26 protein-coding genes and 1 pseudogene are annotated in these 24,596 nt (G+C 69.5%); 10 read left to right on the forward strand and 17 right to left on the reverse strand.

The window, feature by feature from the left end:
* Positions 1–189: 189 nt before the first annotated feature.
* From lipA to BG90_RS05825, 3 genes are all read right to left on the reverse strand, one after another.
* Positions 190–1,179, reverse strand: a complete 990-nt coding sequence (lipA, locus tag BG90_RS05815; RefSeq protein ID WP_010101338.1) for a lipoyl synthase — start codon at positions 1,177–1,179, stop codon at positions 190–192.
* Positions 1,172–1,945 (reverse strand): lipoyl(octanoyl) transferase LipB, encoded by a 774-nt coding sequence (gene lipB / locus BG90_RS05820; protein ID WP_045568087.1) that lies wholly within the window; start codon positions 1,943–1,945, stop codon positions 1,172–1,174. Before lipB ends, lipA begins: the two co-directional genes overlap by 8 nt.
* A 92-nt stretch (positions 1,946–2,037) precedes the next feature.
* A complete protein-coding gene (locus tag BG90_RS05825; RefSeq protein WP_010101335.1) occupies positions 2,038–2,364 on the reverse strand; it encodes a DUF2917 domain-containing protein in 327 nt (108 codons plus the stop codon).
* A 101-nt stretch (positions 2,365–2,465) separates the two neighbouring features.
* Between BG90_RS05825 and BG90_RS05830 the strand changes: the two genes are divergently transcribed.
* Entirely contained in the window at positions 2,466–3,425 is a 960-nt protein-coding gene (locus BG90_RS05830; protein WP_025989624.1) for a transcriptional regulator GcvA, read from the forward strand.
* A gap of 24 nt (positions 3,426–3,449) precedes the next feature.
* On the opposite strand, the gene BG90_RS05835 is transcribed toward BG90_RS05830, so the two are convergent.
* From BG90_RS05835 to BG90_RS05845, 3 genes are read right to left on the reverse strand one after another with little or no spacing between them, the layout of a single operon-like run.
* Entirely contained in the window at positions 3,450–3,758 is a 309-nt protein-coding gene (locus tag BG90_RS05835) for an HP0495 family protein (protein WP_010101331.1), read from the reverse strand.
* Positions 3,759–3,790: 32 nt separating this feature from the next.
* Entirely contained in the window at positions 3,791–4,702 is a 912-nt protein-coding gene (locus BG90_RS05840; protein WP_010101329.1) for a D-amino acid aminotransferase, read from the reverse strand.
* A gap of 60 nt (positions 4,703–4,762) precedes the next feature.
* Complete coding sequence (locus BG90_RS05845; RefSeq protein ID WP_045568088.1) at positions 4,763–6,073, reverse strand: D-alanyl-D-alanine carboxypeptidase family protein; 1,311 nt, start codon at positions 6,071–6,073, stop codon at positions 4,763–4,765.
* Positions 6,074–6,121: 48 nt separating this feature from the next.
* Here BG90_RS05845 and BG90_RS05850 point away from each other — a divergent pair, with 48 nt between their 5' ends.
* Positions 6,122–6,355, forward strand: coding sequence for a hypothetical protein (locus BG90_RS05850; RefSeq protein ID WP_010113681.1), 234 nt, complete (start codon positions 6,122–6,124; stop codon positions 6,353–6,355).
* Between the two features lie 343 nt (positions 6,356–6,698).
* On the opposite strand, the gene BG90_RS05855 is transcribed toward BG90_RS05850, so the two are convergent.
* The 7 genes from BG90_RS05855 to BG90_RS05885 all read right to left on the reverse strand — a co-directional run bounded on the left by BG90_RS05855 (position 6,699) and on the right by BG90_RS05885 (position 12,579).
* The gene (locus BG90_RS05855; RefSeq protein WP_010101317.1) at positions 6,699–7,343 is read right to left on the reverse strand and encodes an alpha/beta hydrolase; all 645 of its coding nucleotides are present in this window, start codon (positions 7,341–7,343) and stop codon (positions 6,699–6,701) included.
* 33 nt (positions 7,344–7,376) lie between these two features.
* Entirely contained in the window at positions 7,377–7,694 is a 318-nt protein-coding gene (locus BG90_RS05860; RefSeq protein ID WP_025989623.1) for a (2Fe-2S) ferredoxin domain-containing protein, read from the reverse strand.
* 74 nt (positions 7,695–7,768) lie between these two features.
* Positions 7,769–8,962, reverse strand: coding sequence for a VanZ family protein (locus tag BG90_RS05865; RefSeq protein ID WP_081469694.1), 1,194 nt, complete (start codon positions 8,960–8,962; stop codon positions 7,769–7,771).
* A gap of 49 nt (positions 8,963–9,011) precedes the next feature.
* The gene (locus BG90_RS05870; RefSeq protein ID WP_010101309.1) at positions 9,012–9,650 is read right to left on the reverse strand and encodes an ABC-type transport auxiliary lipoprotein family protein; all 639 of its coding nucleotides are present in this window, start codon (positions 9,648–9,650) and stop codon (positions 9,012–9,014) included.
* Between the two features lie 18 nt (positions 9,651–9,668).
* Complete coding sequence (locus BG90_RS05875) at positions 9,669–10,598, reverse strand: MlaD family protein (RefSeq protein ID WP_010101306.1); 930 nt, start codon at positions 10,596–10,598, stop codon at positions 9,669–9,671.
* Positions 10,599–10,615: 17 nt separating this feature from the next.
* The gene (locus BG90_RS05880) at positions 10,616–11,458 is read right to left on the reverse strand and encodes an ABC transporter ATP-binding protein (protein WP_010101305.1); all 843 of its coding nucleotides are present in this window, start codon (positions 11,456–11,458) and stop codon (positions 10,616–10,618) included.
* Entirely contained in the window at positions 11,455–12,579 is a 1,125-nt protein-coding gene (locus BG90_RS05885; protein ID WP_010101304.1) for an MlaE family ABC transporter permease, read from the reverse strand. Before BG90_RS05885 ends, BG90_RS05880 begins: the two co-directional genes overlap by 4 nt.
* A 309-nt stretch (positions 12,580–12,888) precedes the next feature.
* On the opposite strand from BG90_RS05885, the gene BG90_RS05890 reads away from it, so the two are divergent.
* The 8 genes from BG90_RS05890 (at position 12,889) to BG90_RS05925 (ending at position 21,185) form a co-directional block, all read left to right on the forward strand.
* On the forward strand, positions 12,889–14,952 hold the full coding sequence (locus BG90_RS05890; RefSeq protein ID WP_025989622.1) for a bifunctional 2',3'-cyclic-nucleotide 2'-phosphodiesterase/3'-nucleotidase: 2,064 nt from the start codon (positions 12,889–12,891) through the stop codon (positions 14,950–14,952).
* Between the two features lie 246 nt (positions 14,953–15,198).
* Positions 15,199–16,086: a tetratricopeptide repeat protein gene (locus BG90_RS05895; RefSeq protein ID WP_010101302.1), complete on the forward strand. Its 888-nt coding sequence runs from the start codon at positions 15,199–15,201 to the stop codon at positions 16,084–16,086.
* A 320-nt stretch (positions 16,087–16,406) separates the two neighbouring features.
* A complete protein-coding gene (locus tag BG90_RS05900) occupies positions 16,407–16,904 on the forward strand; it encodes a type III secretion system chaperone (protein ID WP_010122899.1) in 498 nt (165 codons plus the stop codon).
* Complete coding sequence (locus BG90_RS05905; RefSeq protein ID WP_232355050.1) at positions 16,891–17,958, forward strand: toxin; 1,068 nt, start codon at positions 16,891–16,893, stop codon at positions 17,956–17,958. Before BG90_RS05900 ends, BG90_RS05905 begins: the two co-directional genes overlap by 14 nt.
* A 96-nt stretch (positions 17,959–18,054) precedes the next feature.
* The gene (locus tag BG90_RS34725) at positions 18,055–18,879 is read left to right on the forward strand and encodes a hypothetical protein (RefSeq protein ID WP_124072309.1); all 825 of its coding nucleotides are present in this window, start codon (positions 18,055–18,057) and stop codon (positions 18,877–18,879) included.
* An 88-nt stretch (positions 18,880–18,967) separates the two neighbouring features.
* Positions 18,968–19,930 carry a biotin--[acetyl-CoA-carboxylase] ligase gene (locus BG90_RS05915; RefSeq protein WP_010113652.1) on the forward strand — a complete coding sequence of 321 codons (963 nt, stop codon included), beginning with the start codon at positions 18,968–18,970 and terminating at the stop codon, positions 19,928–19,930.
* Positions 19,927–20,706: a type III pantothenate kinase gene (locus BG90_RS05920; RefSeq protein ID WP_010113650.1), complete on the forward strand. Its 780-nt coding sequence runs from the start codon at positions 19,927–19,929 to the stop codon at positions 20,704–20,706. The genes BG90_RS05915 and BG90_RS05920 overlap by 4 nt, the downstream gene beginning before the upstream one ends.
* A 110-nt stretch (positions 20,707–20,816) precedes the next feature.
* Positions 20,817–21,185: a hypothetical protein gene (locus BG90_RS05925; RefSeq protein WP_025989619.1), complete on the forward strand. Its 369-nt coding sequence runs from the start codon at positions 20,817–20,819 to the stop codon at positions 21,183–21,185.
* Between the two features lie 58 nt (positions 21,186–21,243).
* Here BG90_RS05925 and rfaE2 read toward each other — a convergent pair whose 3' ends face one another.
* The 4 genes and pseudogenes from rfaE2 to BG90_RS05940 form a co-directional block, all read right to left on the reverse strand.
* Positions 21,244–21,729 (reverse strand): D-glycero-beta-D-manno-heptose 1-phosphate adenylyltransferase, encoded by a 486-nt coding sequence (rfaE2, locus tag BG90_RS05930; RefSeq protein WP_010101291.1) that lies wholly within the window; start codon positions 21,727–21,729, stop codon positions 21,244–21,246.
* A 152-nt stretch (positions 21,730–21,881) separates the two neighbouring features.
* Positions 21,882–22,748 carry a ferritin family protein gene (locus BG90_RS05935; RefSeq protein WP_010113645.1) on the reverse strand — a complete coding sequence of 289 codons (867 nt, stop codon included), beginning with the start codon at positions 22,746–22,748 and terminating at the stop codon, positions 21,882–21,884.
* A 111-nt stretch (positions 22,749–22,859) separates the two neighbouring features.
* Positions 22,860–23,215 (reverse strand): annotated as a pseudogene (locus tag BG90_RS37225) (hypothetical protein); the annotation flags it as partial.
* Positions 23,216–23,262: 47 nt separating this feature from the next.
* A complete protein-coding gene (locus BG90_RS05940) occupies positions 23,263–24,579 on the reverse strand; it encodes a patatin-like phospholipase family protein (RefSeq protein WP_010101288.1) in 1,317 nt (438 codons plus the stop codon).
* Positions 24,580–24,596 lie beyond the last annotated feature (17 nt).

Below are 24,596 nucleotides of genomic sequence, written 5' to 3' on the forward strand. Positions count from 1 at the left end.
CGCGCATCGCCGTCTACGCCGCCGCCTCACCCCGCCGCGCCGCTGCCTGGCGGCTCGACGCGCCGCCTCAAACGATCCGAATCACCCCGGGCGCGGCGCACCACAAAAAAAACCCGCAGCCTGCTTCGCTGCGGGTTCTTCATTGACCACCCGAACCGACCGATCGTCGAACCGGCAGGCCGTCCCGGGTCAAACCACCCCGGCGCCGTGCGCCTGCAGATCGGCGTGATAGCTCGACCGCACCATCGCGCCGACGGCCGCGTGCGTGAAGCCCATCTTGTACGCCTCGTCCTCGTACATCCTGAACGTATCCGGATGCACGTACTCGCGCACCGGCAGATGATGTTCGGACGGCTGCAGGTACTGGCCGATCGTCAGCATGTCGACGTCGTGCGCGCGCAGATCGCGCATCACCTGCAGGATCTCTTCGGGCGTCTCGCCGAGGCCGACCATCAGGCCCGACTTCGTCGCGACGTCCGGGTGCAGCGCCTTGAAATCCTTCAGCAGCTTCAGCGAATGCGCGTAGTCCGAGCCGGGGCGCGCTTCCTTGTACAGGCGCGGCACCGTTTCGAGATTGTGGTTCATCACGTCGGGCGGCGCGGCGTTGAGGATCGCGAGCGCGCGATCGAGGCGGCCGCGGAAGTCCGGCGTCAGGATCTCGATGCGGGTCTGCGGCGACTGCTCGCGCACTTCGCGGATGCACTCGACGAAGTGGCCGGCGCCGCCGTCGCGCAGGTCGTCGCGGTCGACGCTCGTGATCACGACGTACTTGAGCTTCAGCGCCGCGATCGTGCGCGCGAGGTTCTTCGGCTCGTCCGCATCGAGCGGATCGGGCCGGCCGTGGCCGACGTCGCAGAACGGGCAGCGGCGCGTGCACTTGTCGCCCATGATCATGAACGTCGCGGTGCCCTTGCCGAAGCACTCGCCGATGTTCGGACAGCTCGCTTCCTCGCACACCGTGTGCAGATTGTGCTCGCGCAGGATCGTCTTGATCTCGGAAAAGCGCGAGCTGCCCGTGGCCGCCTTCACGCGGATCCATTCGGGCTTCTTGAGCTTCTCGATCGGAACGATCTTGATCGGAATGCGCGCGGTCTTCGCCTGCGCCTTCTGCTTGGCGGTCGGATCGTACGCGGACGCGGCCGGCTCGGCGGGTGCGGGGGTAGCGGTAAGGTCAGTCATTCGATTGTTCCAGTGCCTGCTGCGGCAATGCGGCGGCCGCGGTTGCGCCGTCGAGGTTGGCGATCAGACGGCGCACGAGCGTCCGTGCGACTTCGTGCCAGTCGGCGGTCGCGCCGAGGCTCGCCATGTCGATCGTTTCGAGTCCCGCGTAACCGCACGGGTTGATCGCGAGAAACGGGCGCAGATCCATCTTCACGTTGACGCTCAGACCGTGATAGCTGCAGCCGTTGCGGATCTTGAGTCCCAGCGCGGCGATCTTCGCGCCGCGATGCAGCCCCGATTCCACGTAGATTCCGGGCGCGCCGGCCTTGCGGACCGACGCGAGATTATACGCCGCGAGCGTCTCGATCACGGCCTCCTCGATCCGCGTGACGAGCGTGCGCACCATCAGCTTGCGCCGCCTCAAGTCGACGAGCAGATAGGCGACGATTTGCCCCGGTCCGTGATAGGTGATTTGCCCGCCGCGGTCGACCTTCACGAGCGGCACGCCGCTGTCGGCGACGAGCAGATGCGACGGATTGCCGGCCTGGCCGAGCGTGTAGACGGGCGGATGCTCGACGACCCAGATCTCGTCGCCGGTGTCCGGCGTGCGCGCGTCGGTGAACGCCCGCATCGCGTCGAAGCACGCTTCGTAAGGCGTCTCGCCGAGCCAGCGAACCGTGACGGGCAGCGCGAAGGGCGGACACGAGGAAGCCGACGCGGCGGCGTCGGGCGCGGTGGGCGCGGCGGAAGCGGGAGGCACGATGGAAACCGGCGAGGCTGACATGGGCGGTAGTTTACCGAAAACCCATGCACCTCGCCGGTGCCGGAAGGGGACGGATCACGCGGCGGCGCGCGCCGCCTGCGACCGCGGGGCGCTCAGACGGTGCGCCACCCGTCGCGAAAGCGCGCGGCGAACCGCGTCGCGAACCGCACGATGCCGGACACGGCCGCCTGCTGCGGCGGCACGGCGACCGAGAACGACACGCACGCGCTCGTCTCGCCGTCGGCGCTCAGCCACAGCCGCTCGCCGCGCCGCAGCTTCAGCGTCTCGCCCGGCGACAGGAAATAATCGTGGACGTCGTTGCTGCGGGTCGCCCACACCGACGCGCCGCGCACGTTAAGCCGCGTGCTGCGCGCCACCTTCATCGGCACGGTTTCGCCGGGCTGGATCTCGAACGTGATGCTTGAAGAAATCTCTCTCATGACAGCCTCCGCCAAAAATGCTCCAGTGGCTACAATCGTAGTGCGCACAAGGCTCGGCGCAAAACGACCGATTTTCACGTGCTTGTGAGAAAAACTAACCGATGAACCTCCGTCAACTGCCCATGCTGAACGCGCTGCGCGTGTTCGAAGCCGCCGCGCGGCACGAGAGCTTCTCGCGCGCGGCGGACGAGCTGTCCGTCACGCACGGCGCGGTCAGCCATCAGATGCGCGCGCTCGAGGCCGAGCTCGGCGTGCCGCTGTTCGTGCGCCACGGCAAGCGGCTCACGCTGACGGACGCGGGCGGCCGCTACGCGCAGCAGGTCCGCGCCGCGCTGACGCTCATCGCCGACGCGACCCGCGACATCCGCGCAAGCGACCGCGACAAGCGGCTCATCGTGTCGACGCTGCCGTCGTTCGCCGCGCGCTGGATCACGCCGCGAATCGGCCCGTTCATCGAGCGGCATCCGGAAATCGATCTCGAATTGCGGGCGAGCGACGCGCTCGTCGATTTCGCGCGCGACGACGTCGACGTCGCGATCCGCTTCGGCTACGGCGTCTATCCGGGGCTGTACGTCGAGCCGCTCCTCGACGAGACGTTCTTCCCCGTCTGCGCGCCGACGCTCAACGGCGGCGTGCTGCCCGAGACGCCCGCCGATCTCGCCCGCTATCCGCTGCTGCGCTCGGACGACGAGCTGTGGCGCCCGTGGTTCGACGCGGCGGGCCTCGACACGTTGACCGAGCCGAAGCGCGGCGTGCTGTATCAGGATTCGTCGAATCTGCTGCAGGCGGCGATCGACGGTCAGGGAATCGCGCTCGTGCGGCGCTCGCTCGCGGTGCCGGAGCTTGCGGCGGGCAGGATCGTGCGGCTCTTCGACATCGCGGGGCCGAGCCCGTGGCACTACTTCTTCGTGTGCCCGCCGTCGCTCGCTCAGACGCCGCGCGTGCAGGCGTTCCGGACCTGGCTGCTGGAGGAGATCGCGCGCTTCAACGCGGTGTGCGCGACGCTGGAGGCGCAGCACGCGGCGGCCGGTGCGGCCGCGCGTGCGCGAAGGGAAAGATGATGAGCGGGAACTAGCGGCCGGCCGTCAGAGGACGACCTTGACCATCGGATGGCCGGTCAGCGCCCGGTAGATGTTGTCGAGCTGCTCCTGGCTCGTCGCCCGCACGGTGATCGTGAGACCCGTGTAGTTGCCGCCGCTCGACGCACGCTCTTCGATCTTCTCGAGATCGATCTCGTTGTCGTGCACGCTCACGACCTTGAAGATCGTGTCCTTGAACTCCGGATGCGCGCGCCCCATCACCTTGATCGGGAAGTCGCACGGAAATTCGAGCAGCGTTTCCTTCGGCGTCGCGATTTCGCCCGTCAGCTCGACGGTCTTGTTTGATTCGGTCATGTCGTTCTCCACGCGTCGAGGGTCGAGCCCGCTCAGACGCTTTCCATCTCGTGCGCCTTCGCCCGCTGGTACGCGGCGTACAGCGCCTCGAACACCGGGCCCGGCCGGCCGCCCTGCACGGGCAGGTCGTCGAGCAGGGTCACGGGCAGGATTTCCTTCGTCGCCGACGTGAGCAGGATCTCGTCGGCCGCGCGCAGCTCCGCTTCGTTGACGTCGCGCGCGACGAAGCGGATGCCGCACGCCTCCGCGAGCTCCTCGACGAGCGCGTAGCGGATCCCTTCGAGAATCCTGTTGCTGCGCGGCGGCGCGATCAGCTCGCCGTTCTTCACGATCCACACGTTCGACGACGAGCCTTCCGTCACGTTGCCGTCGCGCAGCTGGATCGTCTCGACCGCGTCGTGCTCCGCCGCATGCTGCGCCATCAGCACGTTGCCGAGCAGCGACACCGACTTGATGTCGCAATGCAGCCACCGGCGGTCTTCGGCCGTCACGCAGCGCACGCCCTGCGCGCGCTGCGCGTCGGTCGGCAGCGACAGCGGGCTCGCCATCGCGAACACCGTCGGCACCGCGTTCGCCGGAAACGCGTGGCCGCGCTTCGCGACGCCGCGCGTCACCTGGATGTAGACGATCGCGTGCTGGCCGCCGCCGAGCACCGCCGCGTTCGCGTCGACGACGCGCGCGACGAGCGCGCGCCAGCCCGCTTCGTCGTGCGGATCGTCGATGCCGATCTTCTTCAGGCTGCGCGCGAGACGCGCGAGATGCTGCGCGATCCGGAACGGCGCGCGGCGCGCGCCGTCGGCGTAGATCGGCACGACTTCGTACACGCCGTCGCCGAAGATGAAGCCGCGGTCGAGCACCGGCACGCGCGCTTCGGACAGCGGCACCAGCGCTTCCCGCGACGCGACGCTCAGGTAGACGGTCGGTTCGATATCGGCTTGGCTCATGGCGTTAAACGAGTGACGAAGTCATGACGAAGGGATCCGGTCCGGCAGGACCCGGACAGCTTACTTCTTTTTGCTGAACATCAGCAGGATCGAATCCCAGATGCGGCCGAGGAGGCCCGCTTCCGGCACCGGCTGCAGCGCGACGACCGGGAATTCCGCGACCGTCTTGCCGTCGGCGACGAGCTTCACCGAGCCGACCGCCTGGCCGTCCGCGAGCGGCGCGATGAGCGGCGCGTTCAGCGCGACTTCCGGCTTCACCTTGTCCGCCATGCCGCGCGGCACCGTGATGAACTGATCCTTCTTCACGCCGACCTGCACGTTGTTGCTCTTGCCCTTGTAGACGCGCGGCGTGTCGATCGCCTGGCCGGCCTTGTACAGGCGCACCGAGTCGAACGCGGTGTAGCCGTAGTTCAGCATCTTCATGCTGTCTTGCACGCGGTCGCTTTCCTTCGTCTCGCCCATCATCACGGTGACGAGACGGCGCGTCGCGTCGGTCGCGCCCGGCAGCGAGCGCTTCGCCGACGCGATCAGGCAGTAGCCCGCCGCCTGCGTGTGGCCGGTCTTCAGGCCGTCGACGGTCGGGTCGAGCCACAGCAGACGATTGCGGTTCGGCTGCTTGATGTTGTTGTACGTGAAGTCCTTGACCGAGAAGATGCTGTAGTAGTCCGGATAGTCGCGGATCAGGTGCGTCGACAGCTTCGCGAGATCGCCCGCCGTCGTGTAGTGCTGCGGGTCGGGCATCCCGTTCACGTCGGCGAAGTGCGTGCCCGTCATCCCGAGGCGCTGCGCTTCCGCGTTCATCATGTTGACGAACTGCGCTTCGCTGCCGCCGACGAGCTCGGCGAGCGCGATCGCGGCGTCGTTGCCCGACTGGATGATCATCCCGTAGACGAGATCGTGCACGCTGACGGGCTTGTTCGCCTCGATGAACATCCGCGACTCGTCGCGGCCGACGCGGCGCACCGCTTCGCTCGGCGTCACGATCTGCTCCATCGTGATCTTCTTCGCATCGAGCGCCTCGAACACGAGGTACGCCGTCATCAGCTTCGTCAGCGAAGCGGGCTCGACGCGCTCGTCCGCGTTGCCCGATGCGAGCACCTGATTGCTCGTCGCGTCGACGAGCACCCACGAGCGCGCATTCACGCCGGGCGGCGGCACCGCGCCCGGCGCATACGTGGCGGGCGCGCCCGTCGGCGCGGCGGCGGGCGCGGCGGCCGCATGCTTCGCCTTGGCGGCGGGCTTCGCCTGCGCGACGGCGATCGTCGACACGAGCGCGGCGGGCAGCACGACGCCGAGCGCGACATTACGCGCGGCGACGGCAAAGGCGGTGGAAGTGGCGAGTGACGTGAGGCCGAAGGAAGACAGACGCATATCGATTCAGGCTGATGGCAGAAATTGCAGCGCACACGAGGCGCGCGGTTGAAGGGCCGGTCGGCGGCGTTCCTGCGGCATTTCTGGGAAGGAAGGCTCGCGAAACGCGCCGATTGGACAGGCGGCGGCGCGATCGGTTCGCAGAGCGAAAAGCGGCGCGGCGGCCAGCACGGCGCATCGGACGTCCGTTCGGACGGGCCGACGCAAAACCCGGCCATTATACGGAAGTTCGCAGCGGCGCTTTTCGGGATTGGGGAGCTTGTCGCGCGGCCGGCGGTGTGATTCGGTCGCGGCGGGCGGGCCGACGGCCGATCGCGGGCCGATCGCCGGACGCTCGTCGGCCGATTGCGGACGGAACGGCGATCGCGCCGGACGCCCATGTCGCGCGCCGTGAGCAACTGCCATGCAGCCGCGCAAGCCGCACGCCGCGCGGTACCGCGCCGTGCCGCGCGGCGCGCGCGCCGGCCGTGCAACTCGACCGCGCCAGCCGCGCACGCCGCGAGATGCGGCACGACGCAGCAGCGATCCGCGGCGAGCCACCGCGACGCGCCCGGCACGACGAACCTCCGGCATCCGCCCGCTCGCCGCGCGGCGCACGGCGAAACGAAACGCCGCTCGTCGCGCGTCAGCGCCACGCGCCGACGACGACGCGCTTCAGGATGTGCAGCTTGCGATGGAAGAAGTGCTCGGCGCCCGGAATCACGACGACGGGCAGCTCTTGCGGCCGCGCCCAGTCGTAGACCGACGCGATCGGCACCGTGTCGTCGTTCTCGCCGTGGATCACGATCGTGTCTTCCGGCACGTCGGCGACCTGCCAGCGGCTCGCCGCCGTGCCGACGAACACCATCCGCTCGATCGCCTGTCCCGCGTCGCGCAGCCGCTTGCCGACGTGCGACAGCACGAACGTGCCAAACGAAAAGCCCGCGAGCACGATTGGCAGTTCCGCGTGGCCGGGCAGCGAACGCATGTGCGCGAGCACCGCGAGCAGATCGTCGACCTCGCCCGCGCCGTTGTCGTGCTCGCCTTCCGTCGCGCCGACGCCGCGGAAGTTCGAGCGGATCACCGCGTAGTTCAACTGGACGAAGATGCGCGCGAGCGTCTGCGCGACCTTGTTGTCCATCGTGCCGCCGAAGAGCGGATGCGGATGCGCGACGAGCGCGATCCCGCGCGGCGCGGCCGAGCCGTCGCGCACCGCGTCGGGCAGGTCGATCGCGATCTCGATGTTGCCGACCGGGCCGGCGATCAGGGATTTCTGGGTGTAGGCGTTCATGCAGCAGCGTGCGGGGAATTCGAAAAACCGTGCTCAGATTCTCAGGCGCTCGACGACCTGGCCGTCGCGCAGATGCGATTCGACGATTTCGTCGATGTCGTTCGTGTCGACGTACGTGTACCAGACGCCTTCCGGATAGACGACGACGACGGGGCCTTCCTCGCAGCGGTCGAGGCAGCCCGCCTTGTTGACGCGCACCTTGCCCGCGCCCGCGAGGCCGAGCTCCTTGACGCGCTTCTTCGCGTATTCCTGCATCTCCTGCGAACCGCAGTTCGCGCAGCTCGGGCGATCGGCGCTCTTTTCGCGCTGGTTCAGGCAGAAAAAGACATGGTGTTGATAGTAGGGATCCATGATGTGGCCCATTGCGTGCGGGCGCCGCGTGAGCGCCCCGCGTTGTCGGACGGAATCAGCAGGCGAGTGGCCGATTATAGCGAGCGGCGCCGTTTGCCGCTGGCGCCGCGCGAAGCACCCGCCGCGCGCTTCGCGAGCCAGGCGCGCTCCGCGCGGCCGGCGAGCCAGACGAGCGCCGCGTACGGCCAGACCCACGCGAGCCAGCGCGCGATGCTGTTGAAGTGCACGTAGCGGCCCTGCTGCCAGCCAGACAGCGCGAAATCGAAGAACGGATTGACGGGCAGCACGTTGACGAGCGCGAGCGCGACGGCAAGCGCCGCCGCGGCGAGCGACGCGCGCCATGCGCTCGCGAGCCGCAGCGCGACGAGCGCGGCGGCGAGGCCCGCCGCGATGCCGAGCTGCGCACCGGGCGTCGCCCAATCGAACAGCAGGCCCGCGTACGACTGCATGAACGTCGCGGCCGCCTTCAGCGCGAGCGCGAACACGGTGAAGCCGACGACGAGCCGCACGCGCGGCGCGCGCTCGCGCATCGCGAGCGACGCGACCGCGAGCGCCGCGAACAGGCCGAGCGCGGCAAGCAGCGCCTCCCACGCGGAATCGGACAGCAGGCCGTCGAGCCGGTCCGGCCATGCGGGCACGTTCCACGCGGCGGGCGTCCACGCGAGGAGCGCGCCGCGCATCGACACGTCGGCGCTCTCCCAGAGCTCGCTCGGCCAGTCGCCGATGCCGAACAGGAACGGCGACGGAAACAGGATCGCGCCCGCCCACAGCGCGGCGAGAAAGAGCGGCGTCGACGCATCGCGCTCGAACCACGCGAAGCGCACGCGCCGCACGACGCCGCGCTCGATCAGCGCGGTCGCGGCGGGCGCAGCGAGCGTCGCGCCGATCAGCGCGCCGAGCGCGTTCGCCGCGAGATCGAGATTCGACGACACGCGCGTCGGCAGATACGTCTGCAGCGCCTCCATCGCGCCTGACAGCAGCGCGCCCGCCGCGGTCGCGGCGAGCACGGCCGGCACGCCGCGCAGCGGATAGAGCGCGAGCACCGCGAGCGCGCCGAACGGCAGATAGCCGATCACGTTGGTGACGACGTCGAACGCGGTCAGATAGCGCGGCAGCGGCGCGAGCAGATAGTCGAACGGGCCGATGCCGAGCGAGCGCCAGCCCGTGAACGGATAAAGCGATGCATAGACGACGAGCGCCGCGTAGACGGCGAACGCCTGACGCGCGAGCGTCGAATGACGACGCCGCCAGCGCGCGGCGCGTTTCATCCCGGCGGCGCCGCGCACGGCGCGGCAAGCGCGGCGCGCGCGGCGGCGTTCATCGCGCGGCGGCGTACGCCTGGACGCCGAGCCAGGCGACGAGCTGCGAGACGAGCTCGTCGCTCGCCGTCGCGAGCGCCTGCGCGCCGCCCGCCGCATCCGGCGTGCTCGCCGGCGCGCGCGACACGAACGTGCGCTGGCCGAGCACCTTGCCGTCCTGCGTGAGCGTCGCGCGCGCGGTGACGGCCGCATGGCTCTGCGAGCGGCCGTCGAACACCTGCTCGAACTCGGACAGCTCGACCTTCAGCACGGGCGCGCGCACGCTGTCCTCGCCCTCGAGCACCGCGCCGCGCCGCGACAGCGCGCCGCGCAGCCTTTGCGTCAGCAACTGCGCGGGCGGCGCGGTCCATTTGCTGTCGCGGTACATGGCGATGCGCTGCGCGTCCGCGTACGCGAGCCGGTAGACGAAGCGGTCCGAATTGAGCGCGTCGGGCGCGCTCACGTCGAGCACCTTGAGCGCGGGACCCGCGCCCGCCGACGCGGACGGCTGCGCGGGCCCGAGGTCGTAGCGGATGTTCGAGAGCGCGGCGGGCGTGCCCGCGCAGCCGTTCAGGCCCGCGATCGCGAGCGCCACGGCGAGCGCGAGCGCCGGACGGCTTCGGCGGAAGAAAGGACCTGACATGAAGTGTGCGTGCATCGTGAATTCCAAGAAAGCTTATTTGGCGGGCGTGGCGCTCGGCCACACGAATCCCGTCTCGCCCGGGCCCGGCTCGGCGAGCGGCGTGCCGAACAGCAGGCTGCGCGGATTGCGGCCGACGTCGCCCGCGACGTCCTTCAGCGTGCGCGACGCGTCGCCGACGTTCGTCGCGAGCGCGTTGAAGCGCGGCAGCGTGTCGTAACGCACGCGCGCGCTCAGCTCGGCGAGCGTGTCGTTCATCGACGCGAGCGCCTGCCCCGCGCGGTTCAGATTCGTGACGAGCGGCCCGCCCGGCGCGACGAGCGCGTTCGCCGACGTGAGCGCATGGTTCACGTGCGCCATCGTCTCCGGCATTTGCGCGAGCGCGGGTTCGACCTGCTTCGACAGTCGGGTGACGCCGTCGGCCGCATGCTGCATGCTCGCCGCGGTCGCCTTCAGTTGATCGCGCATCTCGGGCGACAGCATCTCGTTGATGCTCTTCGCTGCAATCTCCATCTGCTTGAGCAGCACGTCGCCGCGCTGCTGGAGCTGGTCGAAGAGACTCGGATGCATCGGAATCTGCGCGACCGCCTTCGCCGACGTCGGCAACGGCGCCTGATCGGCGCCCGTGTCGTCGAGCTGCACGAACGCGATGCCCGTCACGCCCTGGAAGCCGAGGCTGCCGAACGTCGAGCGCGTGATCGGCGCGTTCGTGTCGACGAGGATGCGGATCACGATCTCGCCCGGATGCCCGCGGTCGAAGTTGATCGACTGCACCTTGCCGACGTCGAGCCCGCGATAGCGGACGGCCGCGTCGGGGAAGAGCCCCGTCACGTTCGAGCGCGACACGAGATCGTAAGGCACGCGCACCGTGCGATCGACGTTGAACCAATAGACCGCGCCGACGATCGCGAGCAGAAGCCCGATCGTGAACAGGCCGGCCCAGAACGCGTGTGATTTGTTTTCCATGCGGGGGTTCCCTCGTTTTACAGCTCGACGTCCGACGGCGCCGGCTCGAGCGCCGCCTTCGGCAGGCGCGCGCGACGCTCGGGCGGCAGCGCCTGCAGCGCGCGGCGTCCGCGCCGCCCGAGAAAGTACTCGTGAATGAACGGATGATCGACGCCCGCCGCCTCTTCGACGGGCGCGGCGACGAGCACCTTGCGGTCGGCGATCACCGCGACGCGCGTCGACAGCGCGACCATCGTATCGAGATCGTGCGTGACCATCACGACGGTGAGGCCCAGCGTGCGATGCAGCGTCGCGATCAGCTCGACGAACTCGTCGGACGCGCCGGGATCGAGCCCCGCCGTCGGCTCGTCGAGAAACAGCAGCTCCGGCTCGAGCGCGATCGCGCGCGCGATCCCGACCCGCTTGACCATCCCGCCCGACAGCGCGGCCGGCATCTTCGACGCATGCTTGCACGGCAGCCCGACCATCTCGAGCTTCAGCATCACGATGTCGTGCAGCAGGTCCTCCGGCACGCGGCCGAGCTCGCGCAGCGGCTGCGCGACGTTGTCGAACACGGTCAGCGACGAGAACAGCGCGCCGTGCTGGAACAGCATCCCCGAGCGGCTGCGCATCACGCGCGCGGTCTCGGCGTCGATCTTCGACGTGTCCTCGCCGAACACCCTGATCGTGCCGGACGTCGGCCGCTCGAGGCCGAGGATCTGCCGCACGAGCGTCGTCTTGCCCGAACCGGAGCCGCCGACGATCGCCACGATCTCGCCCGGGCGCACGTCGAAGTCCAGGTGCTCGTGAACCACGTTGCGCCCGTAGCGCTTCGTGAGATCGCGCACCTCGATCACGAAATCGTCATCGCGCGCGCTCATCCGAGCCCCACGTTCTGAAAGAGGATCGCGAACACCGCGTCGGCGAGGATCACGACCGTGATCGACGTGACGACGGACGTCGTCGTCCCTTCGCCGAGGCTCTGCGAGTTCGCCTTGATCCGGAAGCCGAAGTGGCACGCGACGAGCGCGATCAGCATCCCGAACACGACGCCCTTGCCGAGCCCGATCCACAGGTTCGCGATCGGCACGACGGACGGCAGCGAGCGCACGAAGAAGTTCAGGTCGATGGCGAGCACGAACTTCGCGGCGAGCGCGCCGCCCGTCAGCGCGATGACGTTGGTCCACATCACGAGGAGCGGCATCGCGACGCCCAGCGCGAGCACGCGCGGCAGCGTGATCCGCAGGCCGTGCGGGATGCCCATCACGCGCATCGCGTCGAGCTCTTCCGTCACGCGCATCACGCCGATCTGCGCGGTGATCGCGGAGCCCGAGCGGCCCGCGACGAGGATCGCCGACAGCACCGGCCCGAGCTCGCGGATCACGGACAGGCCGAGGATGTTGACGATGTAGCGGTTCGCGCCGAACAGCTGGAGCTGCTGCGCGGACAGATAGGACAGCACGATGCCGATCAGGAACGCGACGAGCGCCGTGATCGGCAGCGCCTTCGCGCCCGCGGCGTAGACGTTCGCGGAGATCTCGGTCCACGGCATCGTGCGCGGCCGGCGCAGCACCGACAGCAGATCGATGACCAGCCGGCCGAGCAGCCCGATGCCGCCGTACAGGTGCTCGCCGAACGTGAAGAGGCCCTGGCCGAAGCGCGTGATCGGATCGATCCGCACGACGGGCTCGGGCGCCTCGCGGCCTTCGTCGAGCCGCTCGATCCGCTCGAACACGGTCCGCTGATTGTCGGTGAGCGCGAGCCCTTCGGGCAGCCGGCGGCCCCACACGCGCCAGAGCGCCTGCCCGCCGACGTGATCGAGCCGGACGACGCCGGACAGATCCCATTCGCCGACGGGCTCCTTCGCGAGCCGCGCGATCCGGCGCGCGACGTTGCCGCGATCGCGCGCGAGGGCAAGCGCCGTCCACTGCCCGTAAAGGCGCACGGTCTGGCCTTGGCTGCCGGAATCGACCGACAGGCCGGGGGGAGTCTGGAAGTCCAAAGGTCGATTTTGCAAAACGGTGACAGAGGCCATTGTAGCGAACCGCTTCGCCGCGCGAAGTCTCGTTTCGCCGGGCCGTCCGGCGCGATGGGCCGGCGCGCGCGCACGAAGCGCGCGGGCCGCACCGGCCGTTCCCGCGGCGCGCAAGCTTCCGATATGCTTTCCGGGCGCCTTCCGGTTTGCCGTCCAAGCGCTTTCATTCTTCGGTCACGTTTCCTTTCGATACTCTCACGCGCTGGATGCCAGGCCGTCGGCCATGCGCCGCTCACGCCATCCCCGGCTCAACGGAAACAGAACAGGAAAAAACCGATGCCATTCCCCTTGCGCTTTCGCCGGCGGCTCTCTGCCGCCGCCCTCGTCGCATGCGCGGCGCTCGTCGCCGGCTGCAACGACGACGTCGCCCCGACGCCGCCCGCCTCGTCCGACGCGCAGACGCCCGCCGGCACGAAGGCGACGCTCGCCGTGCTCGAGACGACCGATCTGCACACGAACGTGCTCTCGTACGATTATTTCAAGCTCGCCGCCGACAACTCGCTCGGCTTCGAGCGCGTCGCGACGCTGATCGCGCAGGCGCGCGCGCAGTATCCGAACACGCTCTTGCTCGACAACGGCGACACGATCCAGGGCACCGCGCTCGCCGACTATCAGGCGCTCGTGAAGCCCGTGTCGTGCAGCGACACGCTCGCGATCTACAAGGTGATGAACGCGGCGAAGTTCGACGGCGGCGGGATCGGCAATCACGAATTCAACTACGGGCTGCCGTACCTGTCGCAGGTGACGGGCAACACGTTCGCCGTCGACGGCCTGCCCGCCCCGGCGCAGCAGAAGAAATGCGCGGGCCCGAGCTTCCCGCAGGTGCTCGCGAACGTGATCAGCGCGAAGACGAACGCGCCGCTCTTCACGCCGTACACGATCCTCTCGAAGACCGTCACCGCGACGGCGCCCGACGGCCGCACGATCACCGCGCCCGTGAAGATCGGCATCATCGGCTTCACGCCGCCGACGATCATGAGCTGGGACAAGCGCTGGCTCGACGGCAAGGTCTACACGACGGGCCTGAAGGAAGCGGCCGAGAAGTACATTCCCGAGATGCGGGCGAAGGGCGCGGATCTCGTCGTCGCGATTTCGCACGGCGGCCTCGACAACTCGCCGTATTCGCCGACGATGGAAAACGGCAGCTGGTGGCTGTCCACCGTGCCCGGCATCGACGCGATGCTGATCGGCCACTCGCACCAGGTGTTCCCGGACGCGTCGAGCACGGTCGCGCAGTTCAACCTGCCGGGCGTCGACAAGGCGAAGGGCACGGTCAACGGCGTGCCGACCGTGATGGCGAACTACTGGGGCAAGCATCTCGGCGTGATCAAGCTCGGCCTCGCGTTCAATGGCAAGACGTGGAGCGTCGACAAATCGCAGACGACCGTCGAGGCGCGCTCGATCCAGAACGCGGACAAGAGCTACGTCGCGGCGGATCCGTCGGTTTCGGCGGCGATCGCGGCCGAGCATCAGGCGACGATCGACTACGTGAAGACGCCGATCGGCAGCACCGACTACCGGATGAGCAGCTATTTCGCGGACGTGGGCGATCCGGGCGCGATCCAGATCGTCAACGAGGCGCAGGCCGACTACGTCGCGGGCTACGTGCAGGCGAACCTGCCGCAGTACGCGTCGCTGCCGGTGCTGTCGGTGAGCGCGCCGTTCAAGAGCGGCTTCGGCGGCGGCACCGACTTCACCGACGTCGCGCCGGGCGCGCTCGCGATCAACAACGCGGCCGACCTCTATCTGTACCCGAACACCGTCTACGCGGTGAAGGTGAGCGGCGCCGACATCAAGAACTGGCTCGAGACCGCGGCGAAGCGCTTCAACACGATCGATCCGACGAAGGCGACCGTGCAGAAGCTCGTCAGCACGTTCCCCGGCTACAACTTCGACATGTTCACGTCCGCCGATCTGCGCTACGAGATCGACGTGACGCAAGCGGCCGGCAGCCGGATCAGGAACCTCGCGTACAAGGGCGCGCCGATCGATCCGAACGCGCAGTTCATCGTCGCGACGAACAACTATCGCGCGAGCGGCGGCGGCAACTTCCCGGGCCTCGACGGCAGCAAGACGATCTTCGCGTCGCCCGACGCGAACCGCGACGTGCTGATCGCGTACATCAAGAAGCGCGGCCAGCTCACGCGCACGGCCGACGGTGCGGCGCGAAGCTGGCGCTTCACGAAGCTCGCGAGCTCGGTCGCGCACGTGCAGTTCGCGTCGGCGCCGAACCTCGTCGCGCTCGCGAACGCCGCGGGCCTCGCCGGCATCACGCAGGTCGCGGCCGACGACGGCTCCGGCAAGGGCCTCGCGACCTACGAGATCGATCTGACGCAATGACGATGCGGGCGCGAGGGGCGCGGGGCGGTCGCTGGCGGATGCCGGTGGGTGTCGGTCACTGCGTTGTGCGATTCGATCGTGCGCCGTCTCGCGCATCGCCCGCTGCGCCGCATCCGTTTTGCCGCGTCCGGTTAGCGGCACCCGTTCCGCCGCCCCCGTTCCGCCGCGCCCTTTCCGCCGCGTTCGCGCAGCCTGCTCGACGCGCCGCACGCACCGCTCGTCCAACCGTAAAACCGAATCACCTCGATGATGAACGCGACAAAGAACCTGCTCTCGACTCGCCCCGCAACGCCTCCCGACGAGGTACAGCGCCAGCCGCCGTTGCAGCGCCTGCTGCGCGCGACGCTGTCGCCCATCGGCATGCTCGCCGTCGCGGCGGCGCTCGCGGCGGGCGTCGCCGTGACGGACCGAATCGAACACCCGGCGTCCGGCGCGCAGCCGGTCACCCGCGCGCAGCTCGACGAATGGCGCGCGATGGTCGAACAAGCGACCGAGCCGAATGCGCTCGGCCGACTTCGCGCGCTCGCGCAGCGCGGCTCGGCCGACGCGCAGTCGGCGCTCGGCCTCGCGCTCGTCGGCTCGCGCGATCTCGCGCTGCGCGACGAAGGGATGCGCTGGCTCGAAACGGCCGCGCAGGCGACGCCGGTCGACGGCGCGCCGACTAGCGCCGGCGAGCGCGACGCGCGCGTCGCGCTCGGCAAGGCATGGCTGCTCGGCACGGGCGGCGCCGCGCGCGACTATCCGCGCGCGCTCGCGATGCTGCGCCCGCTCGCCGCCGCCGGCGATCCGAACGCCGCGTACTACGTCGGCCTGATCTACCGCAGCGGCTACGGCACGCCCGTCGATCCCACCGAGGCGGCCCGCTGGTTCGAGCTCGCCGCGCGGCACGACATCCCGGCCGCGCAATTCATGCTCGCGAACGCGTACCGCGACGGCAGCGGCGTGCGCCGCGACGAAGCGCGCGCGCTCGCGCTGTATCGGCAGGCCGCCGACCGCGAGCTGCCGGAAGCGGTGCAGGCGCTCGCCATCGCGTACCGCAACGGCGAGCTCGGGCTGCCGCGCGATCCCGACGCGTTCCACACGCAATGGATCGAGGCTGCGCACGCGCTCAAGCATCCGGCGCTCGCGCCTTGAGCGAACGGCGACGGTGAACGGCGCGGCGTCGGCGCGTCGAAGCCTGCCGTCGCGCAAATGCGCGCGCCCCCGCGAAGACGCGCGCATACAGGCGTCGCGCGCCTCCCGACACCCCGCGACAACGCCGTGCCGAAACACACGCCGCCGCGCCCCGCCACACGCATGCCGGACAGAAAAACGAAGCAATCGGCGATTTCAACAAAAGGCGTGCGCAACGATCGTGTACCAATACGCATTGCAGCCGGACCGCGCGGTTCGGCCGCACTTGCCGTCCGGCAAGCAACCCCGTTCACGCGACGCCCTCGTTCGACACGACGCCCATGACCGTCCGTTTTTCCGATTTCCTGCCGAGCATCCGCTCGACTCCGGCGCCCTCCCTGCACGACGGCGCGACCGACGCGCTGCTCGCCGAGCTCGCACGACGGCTGGGACTGCCCGGCCTGCATTTCGACGCGCACGGCCATTGCCGCCTGCTGATCGACGAATCGCTGCCGATCCTGCTGCGCCGTAGCGGCGCACAGCTCATCGCCATCGGCCGCATCGACTGGCCGCTGCCCGCATCGGCGAGCGACGAGACGCTGCGTCTGTTGCTGCATGCGGCGCTCAATCCGCTCGTCGGCGCGCGGCCGGGCATCGGCTGGCATGAGGAACTGGGGCTCGTCGCGTACCGGGCCGAGCCGGCATTGGAGCTGACGGCCGAAGCGCTCGCGCACCGGCTGTCCGGTTTCATCGTCTGGGTAAAGGCGTTTCCCGCGTCGCTGCGCGAAGCCGCGCACGTGGCGCAATACGAGAAGAGTGTGATTCATGATCGAATTTGAGCATCTTGCCGCGACGGCGGTCGCATCGCCGAATGCGCCGCAGGACGTCCGGAACGAAGGGACATTGAAGGTCGGCGGGCACGAACACCGGGTCGACGCGGCCCCGCAGCGGCTGCCGCACACGCATCCGCAGCATGCGGACATCAACCGCTTCTTCGAAGGCGCGAGCCGGGTCTTCGGGAGCGACGGCGCAACGCCGGCCGCGCGCCACGCGCCGCCCCCGCCGCCTGCGCCGGCGCTCGGCGCACGGATGCCGCCTCCGCCGCCCGGCGCGCTGCCGCTACCGCCGCTGCCGCCTGCCGCACGCCCGGCTCCCGTGACGGCAGCGGCGCCGCGCACGTCGACGCAGTCGTTTCAGCCGACCGAGCTCAAGCCGTTCGTGAACGAGAACAAACAGTTGTCGCCGCGCTGGTCGGTGAAGGACTATGTCGACGTCGACAAGCTGAGCGCGGGCATCGCGGCGGTGCTCGGCATTGCGCCGCCGCGCATGGACATCGCCGAGACGACGATGCAAGGGCTGTCGAACGTGATGAGCATTCCGTACTACGCCGACGAACCGACGCTCAATCCGATCGCGTGGACGTCGCCCGAAGGCACGATCTACATGGCGACCGATGCGCCCGAATATTCGGCGGGCGGCGTGCTCGATGCGACGAAGATCCGGTCGACGATCGTGCACGAGAGCGTGCATGCGGCTTCGCACGATCACACGGGCTTTCAGCAGACGACGAAGGAAGCCGGCATCAATGCGAACTGGAACTACGACGAGTTCGCGACCGACTATTTCGCGCACAAGGTTTATCAGCAGCTCTATCCGGGCGACGATTACAAGACGAACTACTTCACGACGGATCTCGGCGGACGGCCGAAAGTCTGGGGCGGCAACCTGATCGCATTCATGGTTCAGTCGGGGCACATGCGCGAGGCCGACATCACGTCGGCCTACGCGAACGGCAATGGCTCGCTCGCGCTGCTCGAAGGCGAGAAGCTCGATGCGTGGAAGCAGTACGCGAAGACGGGGCGCGCGACGGCGCTTCAGAAGCACGTTCAATAAGCCGAGCGCTTCGAGCGACGGTGCTGGGCCGTCCATCCGCGGATGGGCGGCGCGGCATCTTCGGCCGGCGATTCTCTGGATTCGGCGTCGCGGCGCATGGCGATCGCCGACTTCGTCGGCGATGTCGGATCGACGCGTTTCGTTGTTTGCTTTTGCGGTGTTTGCGGTGTTTGCGGTGTTTGCGGTGTTTGCGGCAAGTCGCTCCGGCGTGCTTCCTCCAAGCGCACGGCTCTGATCGCCAGTCTCGCCGCCGAGCGCGATCGCCGAGCCGCGGCGCCTCGGACGCGATGCGACAGGAACAGAATCCAAGCCCCTTGCGCTCGATCGGCGTCGCGCGAAGGCATGTCGACGGGAACCGGTCCCGGCACGCTCGCGCATCGCGCCGCCCCGTTTTCTCCGCCCCGCGCCAAGCGGAACACATTCCGCCTCGGCGTGCGGACGCGTCGCGCACACGCCGCACGAACGCCCCGCTCGCGTGATGCGGCCGCCGCGCCGACGCCGGATGATGAACCGCCGGCCGACCATCGCAACCGATCGGCGCGCATTCCCACTGACGAATGCTCGCGCATCCCCGCGCGATGCCCGATGCCCGATGTCCGACGCATGCTCGATCCGCGATCACGCGCGCGACGCCGTATCAATGGCCACTTCGAAGCGATCGAGCGCGGCGGCCACTACAATCTGAGCTTTTCGCGCTCTGCGGCGACGGCCCGCCCACGCGACGAGCACAATCTGTTGCCTGTCAGTCGTCAGTCGTCAGCCGTCGATCGCCGGTCCCGCGGTCCCGCGAATTGCCGCCCCGGCGCGATCCGCCAATCCGCCGCACGCGTCGAGCATTCGCGCAAAACGCGCCGCCGGCCCGGCGATCGCACGTCGCCGGACGACGCGGCTATGATGGGCGAATCGCCGACGAACGCATGAAGGGACGCGATCCGCAATCCCCGTCAAGCGACGGGACAATCGAACTTTACGCTGGCAACCGTCGACCAGTTCCGCAACAATACGCGCCATGAATGTCGCCACCCCCCCTTCAACGCCCGCGAACGACGGGCCGCGCATCGATCGCGCACACGTCGATGCGCGCCTTGTTCCCGCAGCCCGCGAATGGTCGATCGAGATCGTCGACGCGACGGGCTCGACCAACGCCGACCTCGCCGCGCACCTGAAGACGCTACCGCGCAGCCGCGACGCGCTCGCCGCGCCGGTCGCGCGCGTCGCGTACGAGCAGACGGCCGGACGCGGCCGGCAAGGCCGCCCGTGGTTCGCCAGGCCGGGCGATGCGCTGCTTTGCTCGGTCGCGTGCGTGCTGCCGCGGCCCGTCGGCGAGCTCGCGGGCCTGAGCCTCGCCGTCGGCGTCGCGCTCGCCGAAGCGCTTGCCGAAACAGGCGGCGAACCGCCTGCGGGCGAACGCGCGGACGCGCCCGGCGACGCCCATCGCATCGCGCTCAAATGGCCGAACGATCTGCTCGTCACGACGACGCGCGACGGCGAAACCGCGATCGCCGGCAAGCTCGCCGGCATCCTGATCGAAACCGTCTGGAACACGAACGATGCGACCGCGGTCGTGATCGGCTTCGGCGTCAACGTGCGCACGGCCGACGCCGCCGCGGCCGAAGTCGACGCGCTGCGCAAGCGCGACGCGACGCTCGCGAGCGGCCTGCCGCCCGTCGCGCTGTCCGCCGTCCGGCCCGGCGCGAATCTCACCGAAGCGTTCGCCGCCGCGCTGAACGCGCTCGCCGTCGCGCTGCCCGCGTTCGCAGCGGACGGCCTCGCCCCGTTCGCCGCGCGCTGGAACGCGCTGCACGCGTACGCGGGCCGCGACGTCGTGCTGCTCGAACGCGGCACGGAGATCGTGCGCGGCGTCGCCGTCGGGATCGACGCGACCGGCCAGTTGCTGCTCGACACGCCCGCCGGCCGGCAGGCGATCGCGGCAGGCGACGTGTCGCTGCGCGCGCCGGGAGCCGTCCGATGAGCGGCTTGCGCTTGCTGATCGACGCGGGCAACAGCCGCGTCAAATGGGCGCTCGCGGACACCGAACGCCATTTCGTGTCGATCGGCGCGTTCGAGCACGCGGACGACGCGCCGGACTGGTCGACGCTGCCCGCGCCGCGCGGCGCGTGGATCTCGAACGTCGCGGGCGACGCAGCCGCCGCGCGCATCGACGCGCTGATCGACGCGCGCTGGCCCGCGCTGCCGCGCACCGTCGTGTGCGCGACCGCCGCGCAGTGCGGCGTGACGAACGGCTATACGGAGCCGGCGCGACTCGGCAGCGACCGCTGGGCGGGCCTCATCGGCGCGCATGCGGCGTTTCCGGGCGAGCATCTGCTGATCGCGACGTTCGGCACCGCGACGACGCTCGAAGCGCTGCGCGCCGACGGCCATTTCGCGGGCGGGCTGATCGCGCCCGGCTGGGCGCTGATGATGCGCTCGCTCGGCATGCACACCGCGCAGTTGCCGACGGTGTCGATCGACGCGGCGACGAGCCTGCTCGACGAGCTCGCCGCGAACGACGCGCACGCGCCGTTCGCGATCGACACGCCGCACGCGCTGTCCGCCGGCTGCCTGCAGGCGCAGGCGGGGCTGATCGAGCGCGCATGGCGCGATCTGGAGAAGGCATGGAAGGCGCCCGTGCGGCTCGTGCTGTCGGGCGGCGCGGCGGACGCGATCGTGCGCGCGCTGACCGTCCCGCACACGCGGCACGACACGCTCGTGCTGACAGGCCTCGCGCTGATCGCGCATTCGGCGTGACGCGCGCTCGCGCGCTCGCGCAGCCCGCATGCGTTCGGCGCACGAGGCGGCGCATCGCCGCCATGCGCGGCGGATTGACGGTAACGGAACGATTCTTGGGAGTATTGACGATGCTGCGCTGGCTGATCTCTATTCTCTTTCTCGCCAACATGCTCGCGTTCGTCGTGGTGCGCGGCCTGTTCGGCCCGATGCCCGCCGCGGGCGCGCGCGAGCCGGGCCATGCGCTGCTGCAGGTGCGCCCCGATGCGCTGCGCGTGACGCCCGTGTCGCAGGCGGCGGATCAGCCGGTCGTCGGCGGGCCGATCGTATCGCCGCCGCTCGATACCGCGCCGCTGAACGCGCCCGGCTTGGCGTACGACTCGGCCGCAGGCGCCATGCCGGGTTCCCCGGCCCCCGCATCGGCGTCCTCGGCATCGCCCGCCGCGGACGCGACGCCCGCGTCGGCGCAAACCACTTCGAACGCCTCCGCCGCGCAGTGACGCAGCGGCGAGCCGCAGCCGCGACGCCGCCCGCGAAGACAGCCGCGCCCGCCTTCGCTCAACTCGACGGCGAACGCACTTTCTTCAGCAGCGCGGTCGTCGAGCGATCGTGCTCGAACGGAATCGCGAGCGCCCGCCCGCCCCAGCCGCGCACGAGCGCCGATTCGGGCAGCGCGTCCATGTCGTAGTCGCCGCCCTTCACGAGGATGTCGGGACGCACCGCGTCGATCAGCGAGACCGGCGTCTTCTCGTCGAAGCCGACGACCCAGTCGACGCATTCGAGCGCGGCAAGGAGCGCCATCCGGTCTTCCTGGACGTTGATCGGCCGATCGTCGCCCTTGCCGAGCATGCGCACCGACGCGTCGCTGTTCACGCCCACGACGAGACATGCGCCGAGCGCCTTCGCGTCGGCGAGATAGGTGACGTGGCCGCGATGCAGGATGTCGAACACGCCGTTCGTAAACACGACGGGCGCGGGCAGCGACGCGCGCAATGCGACGAGCGCGTCGCGGGTGATCAGCTTGCGTTCAAACGAAGCGGGCATGGTACGAAAACTCGTTGGGCGGGATGAACGGAAAAACGGCGCCGAGCGTCGCGTCCGGCGCGCGCCGGCTGCGACGCGAAACAGCAAAAGAAAAGCCCGCCGGGCCTGCGAGCGGGCTTTTCGCGCGATGCGCCGCCGCGTGCTGACGCGTGTTACGCGGGCTGCGTGGCGGCCGAGCCGCTCTGCGTCTGCAGGCGCGCCGTCACTTCCTTCCGGTAGCGGTTCAGCTCCTGCGCGGTCGCGAACGTGCGCTCGAACAGCACCGACAGGTTGTGCAGGATCCGGTCGACGACCTTCTTTTCCCACTCGCCGTCGAACAGGATCTGCTCGTCGAGCCAGCGCTCGAGCCATTCCGGATCGGGCAGGCGCGACTGCACGGTGTCGCGCGGGAACAGCGCCTGGTTCACGTGCAGGTTCGTCGGGTGCAGCGGCTTCTCGGTGCGGCGCGCCGACGCCATCAGCACGCCGATCTTCGAGAACGCCGCGCGCGCGACGTCGCCGCAGTTGTTGAGCGCCTTCTTCATGTAGCGCAGGTACGCGCCGCCATGACGCGCCTCGTCGCGCGAGATCGTTTCGTAGATGTGCTTGATGACGGGCTCGGTATGCCACTCGGCCGCACGGCGATACCAGTGGTTCAGGCGAATCTCGCCGCAGAAATGCAGCATCAGCGTCTCGAGCGGCGGCGCCGGATCGAACTCGAAGCGCACCGCATGCAGTTCCTCTTCGGTCGGCATCAGCTCCGGGCGGAAGCGGCGCAGGTATTCCATCAGCACGAGCGAGTGCTTCTGCTCCTCGAAGAACCAGACGCTCATGAACGCGGAGAAGTCGCTGTCGTGATGATTGTCGCGCAGGAACATCTCCGTCGCGGGCAGCGCCGACCACTCGGTGATCGCGTTCATCTTGATCGTCTTCGCCTGCTCGTCGGTCAGGAGCGACGCGTCGAACTTGTCCCACGGAATGTCCTTCTCCATGTCCCAGCGGACGGCTTCGAGCGACTTGTAAAGTTCCGGATAAAGCATGGTGTTCATGGTCCCACCCCTGTTCTGCGCAATGCGACAACTTAAACGTGACTGTTGCGGCAAACCGCCCCAGTGCGGGCGTTTTCGCAACCAAGTCGATAATTTTACGCGCTAATCCGGGCCCGGACGCAGGTTTCGCGCCGGACGCCGGGCGGCCGCGCTACCACCGTGGGGCAGGCCGCACTCAGCGCTCCCGACGAGATCGAAAGCCGCGTCGCGCATGCCCGAAAGGCGCCGGCGCACCGCCGGCTTCGTTGCCGGGCCCCGCCGCGCGCCTTGCAGAACGGCTGCGCTCGAGCGGCCCGGTATGATGTATTCGGCGGCGGCCATGATAGCACGCGACTATGACCGTCCCGAGACGGCCGCCGCCGCCGGGACCGCGCCCATGCGGCAAAGCGTCGCAGCGAAAGCAATCTGTCAGCGTGGCGAAAACGCAACCCAAGCTGCGGATGCGGCGGCCGAATGCGTGCCGCCGTCCGAGCCCGTCCGAACGGGTCGCGTCGTCACGCCGCCGTCAGCGCCGCGCCGCCCGGTCGGACGCGCTCGGCACGCCCGACATGCTCGACATGCCTGACACGCTCGACATGCCCCCGTCCGACGCGTCGCCGCCCGCGCCCGCGACGCTCGCGCTCGCTTCGAGGCCGGCACCCGGGCCGCGCTCGGCCTCCGCGCCGCTGCGCTCGGCGGACGCGATCCACTGCGCGAGCCGCTCGCGCTGCCCGTTCGCGTCGCGGTAGCCGAGCTCGACGAGCTCGCGCGTGAATTCGGCCTCGAACAGCAGATAGCTCGCGAACGACGCGCCCGCCGGCTTGTTGCCGCCCACCGCGCCGAGCAGACCGCGCACCGTGAGCGGCAGCCGCTTCAGATGTTTCGACGCGATGAGCTCGATCCGCTCGGACGGTGCGATCGCGAGCACGTCGACATGCCGCCAGCCGCTCGTCGGCTCGACGTAGGCGGGCAGGTGCTCGATCATCCGGTTCACGTGGTCGATCCGCTCGATGTCGGCGCCGATCGAATCGAGGAACACGCTCGCGAGCACCTGCTGGCCGATCTGCGCGAGCGACGGATAGCCGCGCCCGTTGCCGTTCGCGGCGGGCACCTCGGGCCGCGGGTCCGCGGCGCCGACGACGACGATCCGGTCGCTGCCGAAGTGGATCGCCGGCGACAGCGGCGCGATCTGCCGGATCGAGCCGTCGCCGAAATATTCGATCTGGCCGTCGAGCACGAGCGGCACCGCGGGAAACACGAACGGGATCGCCGACGACGCGAGCAGGTGCCCCGCCGACAGATCGACCATCCGCGCGGTGCGCTCCGCGCGCCGCCACGCCTGGATCGGCTCGCTCGCCTGATAGAACGTCAGATGCCGGCCGCTCGAATAGCTGAGCGCCGTCACCGACAGCGCATGCAGCTTGCGCGCCTCGAGCATCAGCTCGATCCGGCGGAAGTCGAGTTCGCGCCGCAGCAGGTACGCGAGCGGCGCGTTGTCGAGCAGCCCGCGCGGCGAGCGGCGCGCCGCCCAGCCGATGCTCATCGCGGCGAGCCAGCGCGCGCCCGCCGCGGCGATGCCGAGCCAGTCGGTCCGATAAACGTGGTCGGCGCGCAGTTGCTCCCAGAAATCGAGGAGACGCCGCACGCCGTGCTCGAAGTCGTCGGCGTGACTCGCGAGCGACGTCGCGTTGATCGCGCCCGCCGACGAACCGCAGATCACCGTGAACGGCGACGTGCGCCGCTTCGGATCGACGTCGTGCGCGATCTCGGCGAGCCCCTTCAGTACGCCGACCTGATACGCGGCGCGCGCGCCGCCTCCCATCATCACGAGCGCGAGCCGCATGTCTGCCTCAGCGTGTC

Origin of the sequence: Burkholderia oklahomensis C6786 (genome assembly GCF_000959365.1) — a bacterium.
Lineage (GTDB): Bacteria > Pseudomonadota > Gammaproteobacteria > Burkholderiales > Burkholderiaceae > Burkholderia > Burkholderia oklahomensis.

Bases quoted from the DNA above. Each gene is read 5' to 3' on its own strand.
- BG90_RS34725 (WP_124072309.1), top strand. From the start codon at position 18,055: ATGGCGATCGCCGACTTCGTCGGCGATGTCGGATCGACGCGTTTCGTT.
- BG90_RS05870 (WP_010101309.1), bottom strand. From the start codon at position 9,650: ATGCACGCACACTTCATGTCAGGTCCTTTCTTCCGCCGAAGCCGTCCG.
- rfaE2 (WP_010101291.1), bottom strand. From the start codon at position 21,729: ATGCCCGCTTCGTTTGAACGCAAGCTGATCACCCGCGACGCGCTCGTC.
- BG90_RS05835 (WP_010101331.1), bottom strand. From the start codon at position 3,758: ATGACCGAATCAAACAAGACCGTCGAGCTGACGGGCGAAATCGCGACG.
- lipA (WP_010101338.1), bottom strand. From the start codon at position 1,179: ATGACTGACCTTACCGCTACCCCCGCACCCGCCGAGCCGGCCGCGTCC.
- BG90_RS05920 (WP_010113650.1), top strand. From the start codon at position 19,927: ATGAGCGGCTTGCGCTTGCTGATCGACGCGGGCAACAGCCGCGTCAAA.
- BG90_RS05825 (WP_010101335.1), bottom strand. From the start codon at position 2,364: ATGAGAGAGATTTCTTCAAGCATCACGTTCGAGATCCAGCCCGGCGAA.
- BG90_RS05915 (WP_010113652.1), top strand. From the start codon at position 18,968: ATGAATGTCGCCACCCCCCCTTCAACGCCCGCGAACGACGGGCCGCGC.
- BG90_RS05890 (WP_025989622.1), top strand. From the start codon at position 12,889: ATGCCATTCCCCTTGCGCTTTCGCCGGCGGCTCTCTGCCGCCGCCCTC.
- BG90_RS05895 (WP_010101302.1), top strand. From the start codon at position 15,199: ATGATGAACGCGACAAAGAACCTGCTCTCGACTCGCCCCGCAACGCCT.
- BG90_RS05865 (WP_081469694.1), bottom strand. From the start codon at position 8,962: ATGAAACGCGCCGCGCGCTGGCGGCGTCGTCATTCGACGCTCGCGCGT.
- BG90_RS05900 (WP_010122899.1), top strand. From the start codon at position 16,407: ATGACCGTCCGTTTTTCCGATTTCCTGCCGAGCATCCGCTCGACTCCG.
- BG90_RS05845 (WP_045568088.1), bottom strand. From the start codon at position 6,073: ATGCGTCTGTCTTCCTTCGGCCTCACGTCACTCGCCACTTCCACCGCC.
- BG90_RS05925 (WP_025989619.1), top strand. From the start codon at position 20,817: ATGCTGCGCTGGCTGATCTCTATTCTCTTTCTCGCCAACATGCTCGCG.
- BG90_RS05940 (WP_010101288.1), bottom strand. From the start codon at position 24,579: ATGCGGCTCGCGCTCGTGATGATGGGAGGCGGCGCGCGCGCCGCGTAT.
- BG90_RS05875 (WP_010101306.1), bottom strand. From the start codon at position 10,598: ATGGAAAACAAATCACACGCGTTCTGGGCCGGCCTGTTCACGATCGGG.
- BG90_RS05855 (WP_010101317.1), bottom strand. From the start codon at position 7,343: ATGAACGCCTACACCCAGAAATCCCTGATCGCCGGCCCGGTCGGCAAC.
- BG90_RS05840 (WP_010101329.1), bottom strand. From the start codon at position 4,702: ATGAGCCAAGCCGATATCGAACCGACCGTCTACCTGAGCGTCGCGTCG.
- BG90_RS05830 (WP_025989624.1), top strand. From the start codon at position 2,466: ATGAACCTCCGTCAACTGCCCATGCTGAACGCGCTGCGCGTGTTCGAA.
- lipB (WP_045568087.1), bottom strand. From the start codon at position 1,945: ATGTCAGCCTCGCCGGTTTCCATCGTGCCTCCCGCTTCCGCCGCGCCC.
- BG90_RS05860 (WP_025989623.1), bottom strand. From the start codon at position 7,694: ATGGATCCCTACTATCAACACCATGTCTTTTTCTGCCTGAACCAGCGC.
- BG90_RS05905 (WP_232355050.1), top strand. From the start codon at position 16,891: ATGATCGAATTTGAGCATCTTGCCGCGACGGCGGTCGCATCGCCGAAT.
- BG90_RS05935 (WP_010113645.1), bottom strand. From the start codon at position 22,748: ATGCTTTATCCGGAACTTTACAAGTCGCTCGAAGCCGTCCGCTGGGAC.
- BG90_RS05880 (WP_010101305.1), bottom strand. From the start codon at position 11,458: ATGAGCGCGCGCGATGACGATTTCGTGATCGAGGTGCGCGATCTCACG.